Below are 17,877 nucleotides of genomic sequence, written 5' to 3'. Positions count from 1 at the left end.
TATTAATTCCCATTTGGTCTATTCCCACCTGCCAGGCGCGCTGGGAGGGCGCATTGACCGTCGCTCGATCCACCAATCCAGAACCAGCAACCAGTCCGGCACCGCAGATCAGCGGCGCCAACCAGAGTGGTGTCCGGGCGCATAACGAACGGGTGATCCTGTCGCTTCTGCGCCGTCATGGCGCGCTGTCGAAGGCCGAGATCGCGCGGCTGACCGGCCTGTCCGCGCAAACCATCTCGGTCATCATCCGCCAGCTTGAAAAGGACAGTTTGGTGATGCGCGCGCAGCGCGTACGCGGCAAGGTGGGCCAGCCCTCAACGCCGATGACACTGAACCCCGATGGCGCATTTTCGGTCGGCCTCAGGATCGGCCGGCGCAGCGCCGATCTGTCGCTGATGGATTTCACCGGCATCGTCCGCAAGCAGATCCGCACCACGCATGCCTTTCCGACGCCCGATTCCATCATGGCCTTTCTCGCCGACAGCCTGCCGGCCCTGGTCGAGACCCTCGATCCGGCGATCCGCGACCGGATCATCGGCATCGGCGTGGCGTCTCCGTTCGAGCTTTGGCATTGGCTGGACCGCGTCGGCGCACCATCGACGCAGATGCAGCAATGGCGCGGTTTCGACCTTGTCGCGGCCGCGCGGGCGCAGACCGACCTCGACGTCATGCTGGTCAACGATGCGTCCAGCGCGTGCCTGGCCGAACTGACGGTCGGCGACGGGCGCGAGATTCGTGACTTCGCCTATTTCTTCGTCGGCTTCTTCATTGGCGGCGGCATTGTGCTCAATCATGCGCTGCAGACCGGCGCCACGGGCAATGCGGCGGCATTCGGCCCCCTGCCCTCGCGCGATCCGCGCCGTGGCAATGGCGGCCAGCTGATCGACACGGCCTCCTTGTTCACGCTGGAAAGGTCGCTGATCGAGGCCGGCATCGATCCAGCCGATCTGTGGCGCCAGACCGAGGACTGGAGCGGCTTTGAACCGCAGCTGACCCAATGGCTGGCCGGGACGGCGCAAAGCATGGCCGACGCGATCGTCACCGTCTGCGCCGTTTTCGATTTCCCCGTCATTGTCGTCGATGGCGCTTTTCCGGCCAGGGTCCGGGCCGACCTGACCGCACGGATCAACGCTGCCATCGAAAGCTGCAACACCAACGGCATCCTCGTGCCGGAAATCGTCAGCGGCAGCGTCGGCAGCAATGCACGGGCCATCGGCGCTTCCATGCTGCCGATCTCCGACCGGTTTCTGGTCCAGCGGACCAGCGCCGCCGCCTGACCGGCTCCGCACCGCTTCCCAAAAAAGGTCACGCTGCGGAAGGTTCGAAGCGGTGTGTGCATTTTTTGTGCGGCGCAAAAGAACTGAACATCTTTTAGGCATCCTGACATTTTCTGACGCTGGGAACGCGTGCCCGGCATATGGCGCCTTCCATGCGACTCGCACCGGGAATCAAGGTCCGGCCGGCCTCTTTCGCCACTTGGCACGGCTGTTGCTTCGCTCCTTGCGTCAGAATTCATCGTACGGAGCGTCAAAGATGATCACAGCCGCCAACAACACCCGCCTTCTGCTCGCCTCATGCCTTCTTGCAACCACCGCGCTGATCGGCGCCGCCCAGGCGCAGGAAGAGCCGATCAAGGTCGGCGTCCTGCACTCGCTATCCGGAACGATGGCGATTTCCGAGACGACATTGAAAGACACGATCGAGATGCTCGTCGACGACCAGAACGAAAAGGGCGGCCTGCTCGGCCGGCCACTGGAAGCGGTGGTGGTCGATCCGGCTTCCGACTGGCCGCTGTTTGCCGAAAAGGCGCGCGAACTGCTCACCGTCGAGGAAGTCGACGTGATCTTCGGATCGTGGACCTCGGTCAGCCGCAAGGCGGCCCTGCCGGTTCTCGAAGAGCTCAACGGGCTGATGTTCTACCCGGTCCAGTATGAGGGCGAGGAAAGCTCGAAGAACGTCTTCTACACCGGCGCTGCTCCCAACCAGCAGGCGATCCCGGCGACCGACTATTTCCTCGAGGAGCTTGGCGTCGAGAAGTTCGCGCTTCTGGGCACCGATTATGTCTATCCGCGCACGACCAACCGCATCCTCGAACAGTATTTGAAGGACAATGGCATCGCCGAGGAGGATATCTTCGTCAACTACACGCCGTTCGGCCATTCGGACTGGTCGTCGATCGTCGCCGATGTCGTCGCGCTCGGCGCCGACGGCAAGAAGGTCGGCGTGATCTCGACCATCAATGGCGATGCCAATGTGGGCTTTTACAAGGAACTCGCCGCGGCCGGCATCTCCGCCGACGACATTCCGGTCGTCGCCTTCTCGGTGGGCGAAGAAGAGCTGTCGGGCCTCGATACGTCCGATCTGGTCGGCCATCTGGCCGCGTGGAACTATTTCCAGTCCGCCGACACCGAGGCCAATGAGGCGTTCGTGGCCGCCTGGAAGGCACGGATGGGCGAGGACCGGGTGACCAACGACCCGATGGAGGCGCACTATATCGGCTTCAACATGTGGGTGAACGCGGTTACCGAAGCCGGCACCACCGACGTTGACGCCGTTCGCGAAGCCATGTGGGGCCAGGAGTTCCCGAACCTGACCGGCGGCACGGCGACCATGCTGCCCAACCACCACCTGACCAAGCCCGTCCTGATCGGCGAGATCACCGAGGACGGCCAGTTCGACATCATCAGCCAGACCGAGGAAGTGCCGGGCGATGCCTGGACCGACTTCCTGCCGGAAAGCGCGGTGCTCGTCTCCAACTGGCAGGAGCTGGGTTGCGGCATGTTCAACACCGAAACCGAGACCTGCGTGCAGATCGAATCCAACTACTGATCTGACGTTCCAAAAGCGTTCGGAAGGGCCGCCGGCCCTTCCGGTACATGCATCGGGGTATCGGGCTGATCATGATCAGACTTCTAGTGGTCCTTGCGATTGCGTGCCTTGGCGCGATCGGCCCGGCCCATGCGCAGACAGGCCCGATCCAGGCCGTCCTTCAGGACAATCGCGCCGACATCGAGCGGGCCTCGCGGCGCACCGTGCAACCGGTGCTCGATGCGATCATCGCCACCGGCAGCGAGCGGGCTCCTCTTTTCCTCGAGCGCTGGCGCGACCGGGTCGTTTTTCAGCGGGACGCGGACGGGCTGTTCTTCCTTGTCGAGGATGAAGACGCCGACCCGATGAAACTCATCGACATCGATACGGGCGAATTCTTCGGCGACGTCCCCGAGGACGGTATGAGCCAGCTTCGCCCCAACTCCGGCGTGCGCGGCGTGATTGCGACGGCGCTGGTCCAGTTCCAGCTTTCCGATCCCGATCCCGAACGGCGCGCCGCCGGCCTGACCGCCATCGAGCGCGATCCGGAGGCGTCGCACCTGACGGCCCTGCGCGCGTCGATCAACGGCGAGGCCGACCCGGCGCTGCTGGCGCGCAAGACGCGGCTCGAGCGGCTTCTGACCGCCACGTTCGACGATGACGAGGCGGCCCGCGTCGACGCCATCGAAAGCTTTGCGGGCGACATCGCCGTCGATGTGCGGGCGACGCTCAATCCGCTCTTGTCGACGCGCATGCGTGCCGCCGAGACGCTGCCCGAAAACACCAACATCGCCCGCGTGCTGGAACCGGGCGTAAACATCGCCATCGACGAAGCCTACGCCATGCTGGTCAGCGCCGATCTGGCACCGGCCCTTGTCGATGCGGAGACGCGCGACGCGGCGCTGATCGCCAACATCGACAATGGCACGGTTGCCGGCATCGCCGTTGCGACGCTCGACACCAATGCCGCACGCGATGCCGCCTATGCGGCGCTGGCCCGGTCGGGCACCGTGCCGCCGGCGGTGACCGTCGAAGAGCGGGCTGCGGCGGTAAACGAGCACGTCTTCTTCGAGACCTACAATGAACCGTCGCAGGCCGTCACCGATGCGGCGGCGCAGACGCTCAATGCCATCGAAAGCCGTGTCGGCGCCTACCGCGTCGTCGATCTGGGTCTCGACGGTCTCTCGCTGGCCTCGATCTACTTCCTCGCCGCCATCGGCCTTGCCATCACCTTCGGGGTGATGGGCGTCATCAACATGGCGCATGGCGAATTCATCATGATCGGCGCCTATACGGGCTTCGTCGTTCAGCAGTTCGTGCCCAACTACACCGCGTCGATCGTCATCGCGCTGCCGCTGGCGTTCGCAATCGCCTTCCTTGCCGGCGTCGCGCTCGAACGGCTGGTGATCCGCCATCTGATGCATCGGCCGCTTGAAACGCTTCTGGCGACGTTCGGCATCTCGATTGCGCTGCAGCAGCTTGCCAAGAACATTTTCGGCACGCAGGCCCGGCCGCTGACAGCGCCGGGCTGGCTCGACGGCGCATGGTCGCTCAACGATGTGGTTTCGATCAGCTACATAAGGATCGCGATCTTTGCCCTCGCCGTCATCTTCTTCGTCCTGTTGTGGTTCATCCTCAACCGCACGCGGCTCGGGCTCGAAGTGCGCGCCGTCACGCAGAATTCGCGCATGGCCGCCTCGATGGGCATCAGTCCCGACCGGGTGAACATGCTGACCTTCGGCCTCGGCTCGGGCATTGCCGGCATTGCCGGTGTCGCCATCGGCCTTTACGCGCAGGTCACCTCGGAACTTGGCGCCTCCTACATCGTCCAGAGCTTCATGACCGTGGTTGTCGGCGGGGTCGGCAACATCTGGGGCACGCTGGCCGGCGCCGGCATGATCGGCTCGCTGCAGAAGATCATCGAATGGTTCAACCCGGCCAACACGCTGGCCGCGCAGACCTACATGATCATCTTCATCATCATCTTCATCCAGTTCCGTCCCAAGGGCATCTTCGCCCTCAAGGGCCGCGCGGCGGGAGACTGAGATGATCGAGCGCACCTTCCTTCTGCGCCATCCCTCCGTGATGGTCTTCATCGCGCTTCTGGCCCTGTTCACGGTCGGCGCGACAATCCTGTCGGAAGGCTTCGGCGTGGGCCTGATCTCGACCAGCTTCGTCAAGACGCTCGGCAAGACGCTGTGCCTGTGCCTGATCGCCATCGCCATGGATCTGGTCTGGGGTTACTGCGGCATTCTTTCGCTCGGCCATTTCGCCTTCTTCGGCCTTGGCGGCTACATGATCGGCATGTGGCTCATGTATGAGCGCACCAAGTCCATCGTCGTCGAGCAGCTCGGCGCCGCGCAACTGCCACCGACGCCCGAAGAGGTGCGCGAGGCGATCGGATCGCAGATCTTCGGCGTGGTCGGCGGATCGGAAATCCCGGCGATATGGATGTTTGCCGACAGCCTGATCATCCAGATCGCGCTCGTCGTTCTTGTGCCCGGCCTTCTGGCGCTGGTGTTCGGCTGGCTGGCCTTCCGCAGCCGCGTCACCGGTGTCTATCTCTCCATCCTGACGCAGGCGATGACGCTCGCGCTGTCGCTCTATCTGTTCCAGAACGATTCCGGCCTGCGCGGCAACAATGGCCTGTCGGGCCTGCAGAACATTCCGGGCGCGGAAAACCTCTCGCAGGATGTCATCTCCGTCTGGTTCCTGTGGGCGTCCGCCTTCGCGCTCGGCGCCGGCTATCTGTTCGCCGCCTGGATGGTGTCGGGCAAGTTCGGCAATGTCGTGCGCGGCATCCGCGACGACGAGGCGCGGGTGCGGTTCCTCGGATACAACGTCGAAGCCTACAAGCTGGTCGTCTTCACCGTCACGGCGGTGATCGCGGGCATTGCCGGCGCGCTTTACTATCCGCAGGCGGGCATCATCAATCCGGCGGAGATCGCACCGATCGCCTCGATTTATCTGGCCGTCTGGGTGGCGATCGGCGGGCGCGGTCGGCTCTATGGCGCGGTGATCGGCGCCGCGCTCGTTTCGCTCGTTTCCACCTGGTTCACATCCGGGCAGGTGCCGGACATTCCGCTGGGCTTTTACACAATCGAATGGGTCGACTGGTGGCTGGTGCTGCTCGGCTTCGGCTTCGTTCTGGTGACTTTGTTCGCACCGCAAGGCCTTGGCGGTCTGGTCGATGCGCTGGTGCGCGACCGGCAGGCCATCGCGGCGCCGCCGCCCACCCCGGCCAAATCGGCGGAAAAAGCAAGCGAGGCGGCATGAGCAGTCTTCTCGAAGTTGCCGGCGTCTCGGTCACGTTCGACGGTTTCAGGGCGATCAACGATCTGTCGTTCGAGATCGGGCCGGCCGAGTTGCGCGCCATCATCGGACCGAACGGCGCCGGCAAGACCACCTTCATGGACATCGTCACCGGCAAGACCCGGCCGGACGAGGGCCGCGTCGATTATGGCGAACCGCCCAGGAGCCTGTTGCGCATGAGCGAGAGCGAAATCGCCCGCGCCGGCATCGGTCGAAAGTTCCAGCGGCCCACCGTCTTCGAGCAGCAAAGCGTCCGCGACAATCTGATGATGGCGCTGAAAAACGACCGCAGCCCGTTCGGCGTTATGGCATGGCGCGCGGCGCGAACCGATATCGACAAGGTGGCGGACCTTGCCGAGGAAGTCGGCCTTGCCGATCATCTGGACCGGCCGGCCGGCGAGCTGGCGCACGGCCAGAAACAGTGGCTGGAGATCGGCATGCTGCTGGCGCAGGACCCCAGACTGCTGCTGGTCGACGAGCCCGCCGCCGGCATGACGCTGGGCGAACGCGAGCACACGACCGAACTTCTCAAACGCGCCGCCGAAACCCGTGCCGTGGTCGTCGTCGAGCACGACATGGAGTTCGTGCGGCGGCTCGGCTGCAAGGTGACGGTGCTGCACGAGGGTTCGGTTCTGGCCGAAGGCTCGCTCGACCATGTGACCGCCAACCAAGACGTGATCGACGTCTATCTGGGACGCTGAACCGATGCTTTCCGTTTCCGACCTGACCCTGCATTACGGCCAGTCGCAAATCCTCAATGGCGTCTCGCTCACCGCCGAAACCGGCCGCGTCACCTGCGTGATGGGCACCAATGGCGTCGGCAAGACCAGCCTTCTGAAAGCAATCGCCGGCGTTCACCCGCGCTCGGGCGGCGCGCTGTCGCTGGACGGCGAGACGATCGGCAAGGTGCCGGCGCATGTGCTCGCCGCCAAAGGCGTCGGCTATGTGCCGCAGGGGCGCGACATCTTCCCGCTTCTGACCGTGCGCGAGAATCTCGAGACCGGCTTTGCGACCCTGCCGCGCGGCGAACGGGCGGTGCCCGACGAGATTTACGAACTGTTCCCCGTGCTCAAGGAGATGGACGGACGGCGCGGCGGCGACCTGTCCGGCGGCCAGCAGCAGCAATTGAGCATCGGGCGGGCGCTGGTGACGCGGCCCAAGCTGCTGCTGCTGGACGAGCCGACCGAGGGCATCCAGCCCAACATCATCACGCAGATCGGCAAGGTGATCGACTATCTTCGCCAGCAGGGGCAGATGGCGATCGTGCTGGTCGAGCAGTATTTCGACTTCGCCTACGGGCTGGCGGACGAATTCGTCGTCATGGAACGCGGCGCGGTTTCGCTTGCCGGCAGCCGTGACGCGGTCTCGCGCGACGCGCTGGTCAACGCCGTTTCGGTGTGACGGCCGATACGGAAGGCGACGGCCCGGCTCCGCGTCAAGCCGCGGAGTTCACCAGAGCCAGAACCGATGCCTTCAGGACCGCCAGCCCTTGCTCGAGAACCTGCCTGCTCCCGGCATTCTTCTTGGCGTTGATGGCTGTCGAATAGATGAACCCGGCAATCGCATCGATCCCGCCGGGCGCGGATATTCGCGCAGCATGTCGCCGAACGCCTCGGCGGCGCAACGTCCGGCGTCAGGGAGCGCGGCCTGAAGAGCGGCAGCCGCCATATCGGCCACGGACCGTTGGTGATCAAAGGATCAGCTCTGGCTCATCCAGTCCCGATCCGCCTCCCTGATCCGGCCGCCATGCTTGTCGAGCAACGCGATCGCCTCGTCCCGGCCGGCGCCGCGCGCCATCAAAATGGAACGCTTGACGTCGTAATCGCTGGCTTCGAGCGCGTCCCGCGCCGTCTGTTCGCTGCAGCCGACAATATCGCGCACGATGCCCAGCGCCCGGCTTCGCAGCTTGCGGTTGGTGACGCGCATGTCGATCATCCGCCCGCGATAGACCTTTCCCAGCCGCACCATCAGAGCGGTCGAGAAGATGTTGAGCGCAATCTTCTGGCTAGTGCCGGCCGCCAGCCGGGTCGATCCTGCAAGCGCTTCCGAACCGGTGTCCAGAAACACCGGCACATCGGCCTCAACAAGAACCGGCGTCCGCGCATTGTTGGCGATGCCGATGGTCAGGGCACCGCTCTGGTTGGCCGCCTTCAAGGCCGTGATCACGAACGGTGTCGTGCCGCTGGCGGCCAGACCGATGACGACGTCGTTCTCGTCAAGAGCGAGGTCGTCCACGGCGCGCGCCGCCGCCGCTTCATCGTCTTCGGCGCCCTCCTGCGCCTCGACGATGCTCGCCGAACCACCGGCAACCAGGATATGAAGCCGCCCATCGGGCCAGTTGAATGTCGGGTTAAGTTCGACACCATCGAGCAGCGCAACGCGCCCGGACGTGCCCGCCCCGCAATAGACAAGACGCGCCTTCGGTTTTTCGAGCCGCGCAGCAGCAGACGAAACGGCGTCCATGATCTGCGTCTGCGCCGCTTTGACGGCATCGACCGCCTTGGCCTGGCTGCCCACCAGCGCGTCGAAGAGCGCGCCGTCACCCAAACTGTCCAGAAACGGCGAATCGACATCGTGCGCTTCGGTGTTCGGGCGATGTTCGCTGTTCGGTGACGGGGTCAAGGCCGGAAATCCTTATAATACCAAAACATGACCAATTAGCAGAAGGCCGGCTCCGATTTGTATTGCAAGACCGGCGAAATTCAACCCTCATTCAGCTCGTTTGCGATGCGTTGGCGGGAGCCGGACGGTCGATCCGGATTGAAGTGGACAATAATTGGATTTATCCGGTAATGGAGAGGTATGATCAAATGACGGGGTTGATTTGGACAAGCTGATCATCGCGGGCGGTCGCCCCTTTTCGGGCTCGATGCAGGTTGCCGGAGCCAAGAATGCCGCGCTTCCCATTCTGGCGGCATCGATGCTCGGCGGCCGCCAGGTGCGCCTGTCCAACCTGCCCGATGTCGGCGATGTCCGCTCCATGCTCAAACTGCTTGGCTTGTGCGGCGTCGAGACCGGCGATCCCGTCCATGGACGCATCGAATTCTCCACGGAGGCCCTGCGTGCCGCCGATGCCCCTTACGACATCATGCGCAAGATGCGCGCCTCGTTTCTGGTGCTGGCGCCGCTTCTCGTCCGGTTTGGCCGCGCCCGCATTTCGCGGCCGGGCGGCTGCGCCATCGGGACACGCCCGGTCGATCTGCACCTTGGCGCGTTGGAGGCGCTCGGCGCCCGTATCGATTTCGGCGGCGGCATCTATGACGTGCAGGCGCCCGAGGGATTGCGAGGGGCACGCATCGCGCTGCCTATGGCGTCGGTGGGTGCAACCCACACCGCGCTGATGGCGGCGGCCGGCGCGCGGGGCGAGACCGAGATCGTCAATGCGGCGCGCGAGCCCGAGATCGTCGATCTGGCGGCATTCCTCAACGGCCTGGGCGCGCGGGTCGAAGGCGCCGGAACATACAAGATCACGGTTCAGGGCACCGACAGCTGGAGCGACGTCAGCCACGCCATCGTGCCCGACCGGATCGAGGCGGCCAGCTATCTGATCGCCGCCGCCATGACCGGCGGTGAACTGGAGATCATCGGCGCGCGACTGGAACATCTGGGCGCTGCCTGCCAGATCCTCGAACAGGCCGGCATCGTCATCTACCCGTCCGACCGGGGGCTGATCGCCCGGCGCGGCGGCGCGCTGACGAGCGTTGACGTGGCAACCGAACCGTTTCCGGGTTTTCCGACCGATCTGCAGGCGCAGTTCATGGCCCTGATGTGCCTTGCCGACGGTGTTTCGGTGATCCGCGAGCGCGTCTTTGAATCGCGGTTCATGCATGTGCCGGAATTGCAGCGCATGGGCGCCGACATCCGCCATGACGGATCGACCGCCATCGTGACGGGCGTCGGCGAACTGCACGGCGCCCAGGTGATGGCCACTGATCTGCGCGCCTCCATGTCGCTGGTGCTGGCCGGTCTGGTCGCCAAGGGCGAAACGATCGTGCACCGGGTCTACCATCTCGATCGCGGTTTCGAAGACATTGAAGGCAAGCTGCGCCGGTGCGGCGCGGCCATCGAAAGGGTCGCCGAATGACGACGGCCAAAGTCGATGACGAAGCGCTGTTCATGGCGGTCGATGGCGGCGGCACGGGCTGCCGCGCGCGGCTGGAAACCGCAGACGGCAAGGTGATAGGCGGCGGGCTGGCCGGTCCGGCGGCAACGCGGTTCGGTGTCGAAGCGTCCTGGGCGGCGATTTCGACCGCCTTTTCAAACGCGCTGGACGAAGCAGGCATCGGCCGATCGGACGCGGGACACATTCATGCCGGCATCGGCGTCGCCGGCCTGTCGCGGCAAGGCGCGCGCGAGGCGCTGGAAGCGATGGAGCATCCGTTTGCGTCGGCGCATTTTGCGACAGACGGTGAGATCGCCTGCCTTGGCGCGCATGGCGGGCGCGACGGCGCAATCGTCATCGTCGGCACGGGAAGCTGCGGGCTGGCGCGCCTGTCGGGGCAGTTGATCAAGATCGGCGGCTATGGGTTTCCGATATCGGACGAGGGCAGCGGCGCCTATCTGGGGCTGCGCGTCGTCCGCGCCGCGATGATGGCCCATGACGGCCGGATGGCCATGACCGCGCTGCTCGGCGAGATCATGGGCCGTTTCGGCGACGATCCGGGCAATGCGGTCCAATGGATGGATCAGGCGACTGCAACCGACTACGCAGCCTTTGCGCCGATCGTCGTCCGCCATGCCGACGATGGCGATCCGGCGGCCCGGCGCATCATGCAGGACGCGGCCGCGGCGATCGAGACCATCGGTCGGACGCTTTTCGAACGGGGGGCCGAACGGCTGACGCTGATCGGCGGGCTGGCGAGCGTGATCGAGAGCTGGCTTGCGCCGGATCTGCGCCGCCGATTGAGCCCCCAGCTGGGCGACAGCCTGGACGGGGCCGCGATCCTTGCCGGACGGCCGGCAATCGGCCGGTGACGATGCAGAAAGGACCGGACAATACGCAAAACGGCCATGAAGCGGCCGCGGCGCATACCGGGGAACAGGGGTAGGCTTTGAGCGATTATCCAGTCACGATCGACAAGATATTCCAGGACTACGGTCCGATCGACCAGAACAATCCGACGCCGCGCTACATCCAGCTGGCCAACCGGATTCGCGACCTGATCGAGAGCGGAAGCTGGAAGGCCGGCGACGCGCTGCCCTCGGAACGGACAATCGTCGGCGCGACCGGCCTGTCGCGGGTGACGGTGCGCAAAGGCCTCGAACTGCTCGTCAATGAGGGGCTTTTGTGTCAGCGCCACGGTTCGGGCACCTATGTCAGCAGCGAGGAAGACCGCATCGAGCAGTCGCTCGGGACCCTGACCGGGTTCAGCGAGGACATGCACTCGCTCGGCCATGTGCCGAGCGCCCGCTGGATCGAAAAGACCATCGACAATCCGTCGACCGAAGAGACGATGGTGCTGGGCCTTTCGCCGGGCGAGAAGGTTGCGCGCCTGCATCGTCTGCGGCTGGCGGACGGCGAACCGCTGGCGATCGAAATGGCCGTTGTGCCCGCCAGCATTCTGCCCGATATCGACGACATGCAGGATTCGCTCTATCAGACGCTGGCCGCACAGGGCGCGCTGCCCGAAAAGGCGCTGCAGCGCATGCATGCCTGCCGCCTGCCCGCATTCGAGGCGGAACTCCTCAAGTGCGAGGAAGGCGAGCCAGCGCTCCACATCGAGCGCCTGTCGCGTCTGCAAAGCGGCCGGGTGATCGAGTTCACCCGCTCCTACTATCGGGGTGACCGCTACGATTTCATCGCAGAGCTGACGCTTCCCGGCGCACGGCCAAAGACCATGCAGGGCAAACGCTGATGACAAGCCTGATGCAGCAGGAAACGCGGGCCATTCCCGCCCTCGTCGCTCAACAGATGCACGACCATCTGGCCACCTACGAAGGCTGTGCCGACCGGATCGCGGCGTTCGATCCGGCCCTCGTCGTCACCATGGCGCGCGGCTCGTCGGACAATGCCGCGCTTTATTTCAAATATCTGTTCGAGCTGAAGACCGGCATACCGGTCGCCTCGGTCGGGCCCTCGATCGCCTCGGTCTACGAACGCGAATTGCGTCTTGATCGCGCCGCGTGCCTTTCGATCTCGCAATCCGGCAAAAGCCCCGACCTGGTGGCGTTCCAGAAGATGGCCGGCGATCAGCGGGCCCTGAACCTGGCGCTGGTCAACACGCTTGACAGCCCTTTGGCAGAAGGTGCCGACTGCCTGATGCCGGTTGCCTCGGGACCGGAGAAGTCCGTCGCGGCGACCAAATCCTTCGTCATGTCGCAGACCGCCATCGCCGCGCTGACGGCGCATGTCAGCCGGGACGACGGTCTGCTTGCCGCACTGGCGGATCTGCCGGGCGCACTGGACCGGGCCATCGGTTGCGACTGGCGCGATCTGGTCACACGGTTGAAGCCCGTTCACTCGCTTTACGTCATCGGGCGCGGGCCGGGACTTGCCATCGCCCAGGAAGCCGCGCTCAAGCTGAAGGAGACGTGCGAAAAACACGCGGAGAGCTACAGTTCCGCCGAGGTGCTGCACGGTCCCATCCAGTTGGCGGCCAGCGGCCTGGCAGCGCTCGTCTTCCTCAGCCGCGACGAGGCGCGGCAGGGCCTGATCGACGCGGTCCGACGCATGGCCGAAATGGGCATTGCCGTTTTCGTCGCCGATCCCGCCGGCGACCGGCCGCTGGACCTGCCGGGCGTTTCCTACCTGCCATGCGCCGCGGCTCCGCACCCGATGCTCGACTGCATCAGCCAGATCACGACCTTCTATGTTTTCGCGGAGCGGTTCGCCTTCGATCTCGGTCTCGATCCGGATTCGCCCAAACTGCTCAAAAAGGTCACCGAGACGATATGAGCGGGCCGACCGTTTTCAGGGCAAGCGCGATTTTCGACGGATCGGTCGTCCATCGCGACCGCCAGCTGGTCGTCGAGGACGGCAGGGTCAAGGGTCTGGCCCCGCTGGCCGATACGCCGGCGCGCAGCCGGATCGTCGACACGGAGGCTGAATGGCTGTCGCCGGGATTTGTCGATTGGCAGGTCAATGGCGGCGGCGGCGTCCTGTTCAACGACAATCCCAGTCCCGAAGGTCTTGCACGGATCGCCGACGCCCACCGGCGTTTCGGGACGACCGCCCTGCTGCCGACCGTGATCACCGATGAGCCGGCGGTCACAAAGGCCGCGGCCGCAGCCGCCGCCGAGGCGACGCAACAGGGCGCACCGGGCATTGTCGGCATTCACTTCGAGGGCCCGCATATCTCGGTTGCGCGGAAAGGCGTCCACGATCCGCGCTTCATCCGGCCCATGGAGCGGGACGATTTGGCTTTGCTCCGTCGCCGGGATCTGGGCCGGATCGTTGCGACGGTCGCCCCGGAAAACGCCACGGTCGACGATGTCGCCGCGCTTGCACAGGCAGGAACGATCGTCAGCCTTGGCCATACGGCGACGGATCACGACACGGCCCGGCGCTATTTCTCGGCGGGGGCGCGCGCAGTCACGCATCTTTTCAACGCCATGGAGCCGCTGCACCACCGTCAGCCGGGCCTGATCGGGGCCGCGCTCGAAAACCCGGATATCTATTGCGGGCTGATCGCCGACGGCCACCATGTTCACCCGTCGGTCCTGTCGATGGTTTTCGCGGCGGGCCCGAAGACCCGGCTGACGCTGGTCACCGATGCGATGTCCTCGGTCGGCGACCCCTCCGACACGTTCGAGTTGAACGGCCGTATCGTCCACCGCAAGGGCGGGCGCCTGACCATCGAAGACGGCACGCTCGCCGGCTCCGATCTGGACATGATATCCGCCATCCGCTTTTCCGTGCGCGAGTGCGGCGTCGCCATGGTCGACGCCCTGCGCATGGCCACGTCGGTGCCGGCAAGCATGCTCGGGCTCGAGACGATCGGCTCGCTGCGGCCCGGCGCGCGCGCGGACATCGTTGCCCTGCACGACAGCCTCGATATCGCCCAGGTCCATATGGCCGGCGAACCCGACCCATAGGGCCGGCAAACGGGGTCGGCGCCTTGACGGCGCGTCAGTTCGGCGTCGTCACCGCCGGGTCGTCGGCGAAATGGCAGGCGCATGTGCGCGCCGGGAAATCGTCGCCCTCCAGAACGCGCAGGTCGGGACTCGTGCGATCGCAGTCGGGCTGTTTCCAGTAACAGCGGGGATGAAACAGGCAACCTTCGGGCCGGTGCGCGATGTTGGGCACATCGCCGGTCAGGACGATCCGTTCGGGCACGGCCGATTGCGCCAGTTCGCGTCCGGGAATGCGCGGCACAGCCGACAGCAGCGCCCGCGTGTAAGGATGGCGCGGCGCTTCGAAGATGGACTGCGAGGGCCCGTACTCGACCAGCTTGCCGAAATACATCACGCCGATCCGGTCGCTGACATGGCGGACGACCGACAGGTCGTGGCTGATGAAGATGATGGAAAGCCCGAGTTCGGCACGCAGCTTGGCCAGCAGATTGATGATTTGCGACTGGATCGAGACATCGAGCGCCGAGACGGCCTCGTCGGCGACGATGATCTTGGGGCTGATCGCCAGCGCGCGGGCGATGGCTATGCGTTGCCGCTGGCCTCCGGAAAACTGGTGCGGCAGACGCTCCATCGCGCTTTTGGGAAGGCCGACCAGATCGAGCAATTCGGCAATGCGCTCCCGACGGTTGGCGATCCCATGCACGATCAGCGGCTCGCCGACGATGGTGCCGACTGTGTGGCGCGGATTGAGCGAGCCGAACGGATCCTGGAAGACCATCTGGATGTCGCGCCGCGCCTGTTTGAGATCGCGCTTGCCGATCGTTGCGATGTCGCGGCCGCCATAGATGATCTCGCCGCTGGTCGGATCGTCCAGACGCATGATGGTGCGGCCGAGCGTGCTCTTGCCGCAGCCCGATTCGCCGACGATGCCCAGAATTTCACCTGCATCGAGGTCGAAGGAAATGCCGTCGAGCGCCAGCACCCTGCCGCCGGAGCCGGTTGGATAGTGCTTGACCAGATCGCGCACGGACAGGAGCGGGCTCATGATGCCGGGTTCCAGCAATAGCCGGCGTGGGCGCCGCGGCGCACCTCGGGCGGCGTTTCTGTCGCGCAAACGTCGATCGCAAAATTGCAGCGTCCGGCAAACGCGCAGCCTTTCGGCCGTTCCCCCGGCGGCGGCACCGCGCCCGGTATCGCCGGCAGGCGCGATCCCGGCGGATTGGCTGCGGGAATGGTCCCGATGAGCGCCTCCGTGTAGCGGTGGATCGGATTGCCGAACAGGTCGTCGACCGGCCCCTCCTCTGCAATCCTGCCGGCATACATGACCACCGCCCGGTCGCAGGTTTCCGCGATCACACCGAGGTCGTGCGTGACCATCACGCAGGCCATGCCGAAACGTTTGCGCATCTCGGCGATCAGGTCGAGAATCTGCGCCTGGATGGTCACGTCGAGTGCGGTCGTCGGCTCGTCGGCGATCAGGAGGGCCGGCTCGCAAGCCAGCGCAATCGCGATCATCACGCGCTGTCTCTGGCCGCCGGACAGTTGGAAGGGATAGCGCTGCAACTGCGCGTCTTCGCTGGGCAGGCCCACAAGGCCCAACAGCCGCTTGACCTCCGCCTTGCGCTCTCGGCCGGCCATCTTGCGATGGATTTCCAGCGCTTCGCCGATCTGCGCTCCGATGGTCATGATCGGATTGAGCGAGGTCATCGGCTCCTGGAAGATCATTGCCATGCGGTTCCCGCGAATGCGGTTCAGTTCCGTCTCGTCAAGATCGGCCATGTTGGTCTGCTCGAAGAGGATGCGGCCGCGCGACACCTTGACGGCATGTTTCGGCAGCAGGCCGAGGACCGACAGGGCGGTGATCGTCTTTCCGCATCCCGATTCGCCCAGGAGACCGACCATTTCGCCCCTGTTGACGGTCAGACTGATGCCTTCCACCAGCACCGCCGAGCGGGTCGACAGATGGAGGTCTTCTATCGCCAGAAGCGGCTGGTCCTGGCCGTCGGCGTTTGAACTATGCTGCACGAGAACGTAGGCTCCGGAACGGGTGGGACAGAGCGGCCTCAGCCGCTATCTGATTCCAACTCGTACGTTATTGGTTACATTGACAATGCTGACGAGGTAAGAAATGGTATTGAGGTGGACTATGTCACCAGCTTGGCCAGGGAATGTCAACAAAGGCGCAGCCACCGATACAGCCTTGGGAGCGAAACCGTCTTGGGAGAACGTCATATCATGAAAAGCCTTCGCACCTTCACATTGACATGCGGCGTGGCCGTGGCGGCCGTCGTTTCCGGTCCGGCATTGTCGGCGCCGCTGCAAGTGGCCGTCGAGCAATCGCCGTCCGGTCTCGATCCGCACATCGTCACAGCGTTTTCCTCATTCCAGATCATCGATGGCACCATCTATGAAGGGCTGACGGCGCTGGACAACGATCTGAACATCGTTCCGGGCCTGGCTTCGGAATGGCAGATTTCCGACGACAAGACGACCTATACCTTCACCCTGCGCGAGGGGGTGACCTTCCATGGCGGCGATGCGATGACGTCGGCGGATGTGGTCGCCAGCCTCAATCGCGTGCTTGCCGAAAACACCGGTTCACCGCTCGCCAGCCGTCTTGCCGCGGTCGACAGCATCGAGACACCCGATGACAGCACCGTGGTTCTCAACCTTTCGGCACCTTCTGCACCGCTCCTGTCCTCGCTGACCTCGATCGCCATCGTGCCGGCCAAGTATGAAGACGACACGGACTCGCTGCAAAGGGCGCCCGACGGCACCGGCCCGTTCAAGTTCGTCTCCTGGCAACCCGATGTCGCCATCACGCTGGAGGCCAATGCGGACTATTGGGACGAGGAACGGCCGGCGCTGGAGGGCGTGGTCTTCAACATCGTGCCGGAAGCGGCGACGCGCCAGGTCGGCCTGAATTCGGGCCAGTACCAGATGCTGCCCAACATTGACGGCGTGATGGCCCAGCAGTTCCAGGGCGCCGGCGGCGTCCAGTTGGAGGAGACGCTGGAACTGGCCTATTCGCTGATCGGCATCAACGTCTCGCGTCCGCCCTTCGACAACGCCAAGGTCCGCGAAGCGATCAACTACGCGATCAACCGCGACGACATCGTCGCCGCCGCCCTGTTCGGGGCCGGCGTGCCAGGCGGCCCGCTGTCGCCGGCGCTGACCAACTACGCCCTGCCGCTCGAAGAGTTCGGCTGCTTCACCCCGTCCGCGGACAAGGCCAGAGCGCTGTTGGAGGAAGCCGGTATCGAAACGCCGATCGAGGCGACGCTGCTGGTGCTGCCGCGCGACAGCACCAAGGGTATCGCCCAGGTGGTCCAGCAGCAATTGGCGGCGATCGGCATCGATCTCGAGCTCGACATTCCCGAGATCGGTCAGTTCGTCCAGAACTGGCGGAATTCGGAGTTCGACATGTTCGTGTCCCTCAATTCGGGGACGATCGAGCCCGACGATTATTTCTACCGCACCTTCCGCACAGGCGGCTCGACCAACGTGTTCAAATATTCGAACGAAACCCTCGATGCCCTGCTCGATGCCGGACGCGAGGAGACCGATACCGCCAAACGGCAGGAGATCTATGCGGACGCGCAGCGGGAACTGGCCTGCCAGGGTCCGGCCGCTTTCCTGACCTACGGCCAGCTCTACACGGCGATGCGCGACAATGTGGACGGCTATTCGATCAGCCCCACCCGTTCGATGCGGTCGCTGGGCGGCACGTCGGTCACCGAATAA

General features: G+C 64.7%; 15 protein-coding genes. 12 read left to right on the top strand and 3 right to left on the bottom strand.

Annotated features, from left to right (window positions below):
• The first annotated feature begins 53 nt into the window (after nt 1-53).
• From ACOQOU_RS15200 to urtE, 6 genes are all read left to right on the top strand, one after another.
• Nucleotides 54-1,277 (top strand): ROK family transcriptional regulator, encoded by a 1,224-nt coding sequence (locus tag ACOQOU_RS15200; protein ID WP_306024593.1) that lies wholly within the window; start codon nt 54-56, stop codon nt 1,275-1,277.
• A 256-nt stretch (nt 1,278-1,533) separates the two neighbouring features.
• Nucleotides 1,534-2,829: an urea ABC transporter substrate-binding protein gene (urtA, locus tag ACOQOU_RS15195; RefSeq protein WP_306024592.1), complete on the top strand. Its 1,296-nt coding sequence runs from the start codon at nt 1,534-1,536 to the stop codon at nt 2,827-2,829.
• A gap of 71 nt (nt 2,830-2,900) precedes the next feature.
• Nucleotides 2,901-4,853 (top strand): urea ABC transporter permease subunit UrtB, encoded by a 1,953-nt coding sequence (gene urtB, locus ACOQOU_RS15190; RefSeq protein ID WP_109767371.1) that lies wholly within the window; start codon nt 2,901-2,903, stop codon nt 4,851-4,853.
• 1 nt (nt 4,854) lies between these two features.
• Entirely contained in the window at nt 4,855-6,084 is a 1,230-nt protein-coding gene (gene urtC / locus ACOQOU_RS15185) for an urea ABC transporter permease subunit UrtC (RefSeq protein ID WP_306024591.1), read from the top strand.
• Entirely contained in the window at nt 6,081-6,821 is a 741-nt protein-coding gene (urtD, locus tag ACOQOU_RS15180) for an urea ABC transporter ATP-binding protein UrtD (RefSeq protein WP_306024590.1), read from the top strand. The genes urtC and urtD overlap by 4 nt, the downstream gene beginning before the upstream one ends.
• 4 nt (nt 6,822-6,825) lie before the next feature.
• Nucleotides 6,826-7,521 carry an urea ABC transporter ATP-binding subunit UrtE gene (gene urtE / locus ACOQOU_RS15175; RefSeq protein WP_306024589.1) on the top strand — a complete coding sequence of 232 codons (696 nt, stop codon included), beginning with the start codon at nt 6,826-6,828 and terminating at the stop codon, nt 7,519-7,521.
• Between the two features lie 297 nt (nt 7,522-7,818).
• Here urtE and ACOQOU_RS15170 read toward each other — a convergent pair whose 3' ends face one another.
• Nucleotides 7,819-8,742 (bottom strand): N-acetylmuramic acid 6-phosphate etherase, encoded by a 924-nt coding sequence (locus ACOQOU_RS15170; protein ID WP_306024588.1) that lies wholly within the window; start codon nt 8,740-8,742, stop codon nt 7,819-7,821.
• A 202-nt stretch (nt 8,743-8,944) separates the two neighbouring features.
• Here ACOQOU_RS15170 and murA point away from each other — a divergent pair, with 202 nt between their 5' ends.
• The 5 genes from murA to nagA all read left to right on the top strand — a co-directional run bounded on the left by murA (nt 8,945) and on the right by nagA (nt 14,154).
• Nucleotides 8,945-10,204 (top strand): UDP-N-acetylglucosamine 1-carboxyvinyltransferase, encoded by a 1,260-nt coding sequence (gene murA, locus ACOQOU_RS15165; protein WP_306024587.1) that lies wholly within the window; start codon nt 8,945-8,947, stop codon nt 10,202-10,204.
• Nucleotides 10,201-11,094, top strand: a complete 894-nt coding sequence (locus ACOQOU_RS15160; protein ID WP_109767246.1) for a BadF/BadG/BcrA/BcrD ATPase family protein — start codon at nt 10,201-10,203, stop codon at nt 11,092-11,094. The genes murA and ACOQOU_RS15160 overlap by 4 nt, the downstream gene beginning before the upstream one ends.
• A 77-nt stretch (nt 11,095-11,171) precedes the next feature.
• On the top strand, nt 11,172-11,975 hold the full coding sequence (locus tag ACOQOU_RS15155) for a GntR family transcriptional regulator (protein ID WP_306024586.1): 804 nt from the start codon (nt 11,172-11,174) through the stop codon (nt 11,973-11,975).
• Nucleotides 11,975-13,015 (top strand): SIS domain-containing protein, encoded by a 1,041-nt coding sequence (locus ACOQOU_RS15150; protein WP_306024585.1) that lies wholly within the window; start codon nt 11,975-11,977, stop codon nt 13,013-13,015. Before ACOQOU_RS15155 ends, ACOQOU_RS15150 begins: the two co-directional genes overlap by 1 nt.
• Nucleotides 13,012-14,154 (top strand): N-acetylglucosamine-6-phosphate deacetylase, encoded by a 1,143-nt coding sequence (gene nagA, locus ACOQOU_RS15145; RefSeq protein WP_306024584.1) that lies wholly within the window; start codon nt 13,012-13,014, stop codon nt 14,152-14,154. The genes ACOQOU_RS15150 and nagA overlap by 4 nt, the downstream gene beginning before the upstream one ends.
• A gap of 34 nt (nt 14,155-14,188) precedes the next feature.
• Here the strand turns inward: nagA and ACOQOU_RS15140 are convergent, their stop codons facing one another.
• Nucleotides 14,189-15,181, bottom strand: a complete 993-nt coding sequence (locus tag ACOQOU_RS15140; RefSeq protein ID WP_375567752.1) for an ABC transporter ATP-binding protein — start codon at nt 15,179-15,181, stop codon at nt 14,189-14,191.
• On the bottom strand, nt 15,175-16,158 hold the full coding sequence (locus tag ACOQOU_RS15135; protein WP_306024582.1) for an ABC transporter ATP-binding protein: 984 nt from the start codon (nt 16,156-16,158) through the stop codon (nt 15,175-15,177). Before ACOQOU_RS15135 ends, ACOQOU_RS15140 begins: the two co-directional genes overlap by 7 nt.
• Before the next feature lie 210 nt (nt 16,159-16,368).
• Between ACOQOU_RS15135 and ACOQOU_RS15130 the strand changes: the two genes are divergently transcribed.
• Entirely contained in the window at nt 16,369-17,877 is a 1,509-nt protein-coding gene (locus tag ACOQOU_RS15130) for an ABC transporter substrate-binding protein (RefSeq protein WP_109767250.1), read from the top strand.

The sequence above is a fragment of the Oceaniradius stylonematis genome, from assembly GCF_965223445.1.
Lineage (GTDB): Bacteria > Pseudomonadota > Alphaproteobacteria > Rhizobiales > Rhizobiaceae > Roseitalea > Roseitalea stylonematis.
The sequence above is the reverse complement of the archived record's forward strand: the minus strand, read 5'-3'. Positions and strand labels throughout refer to the sequence as shown.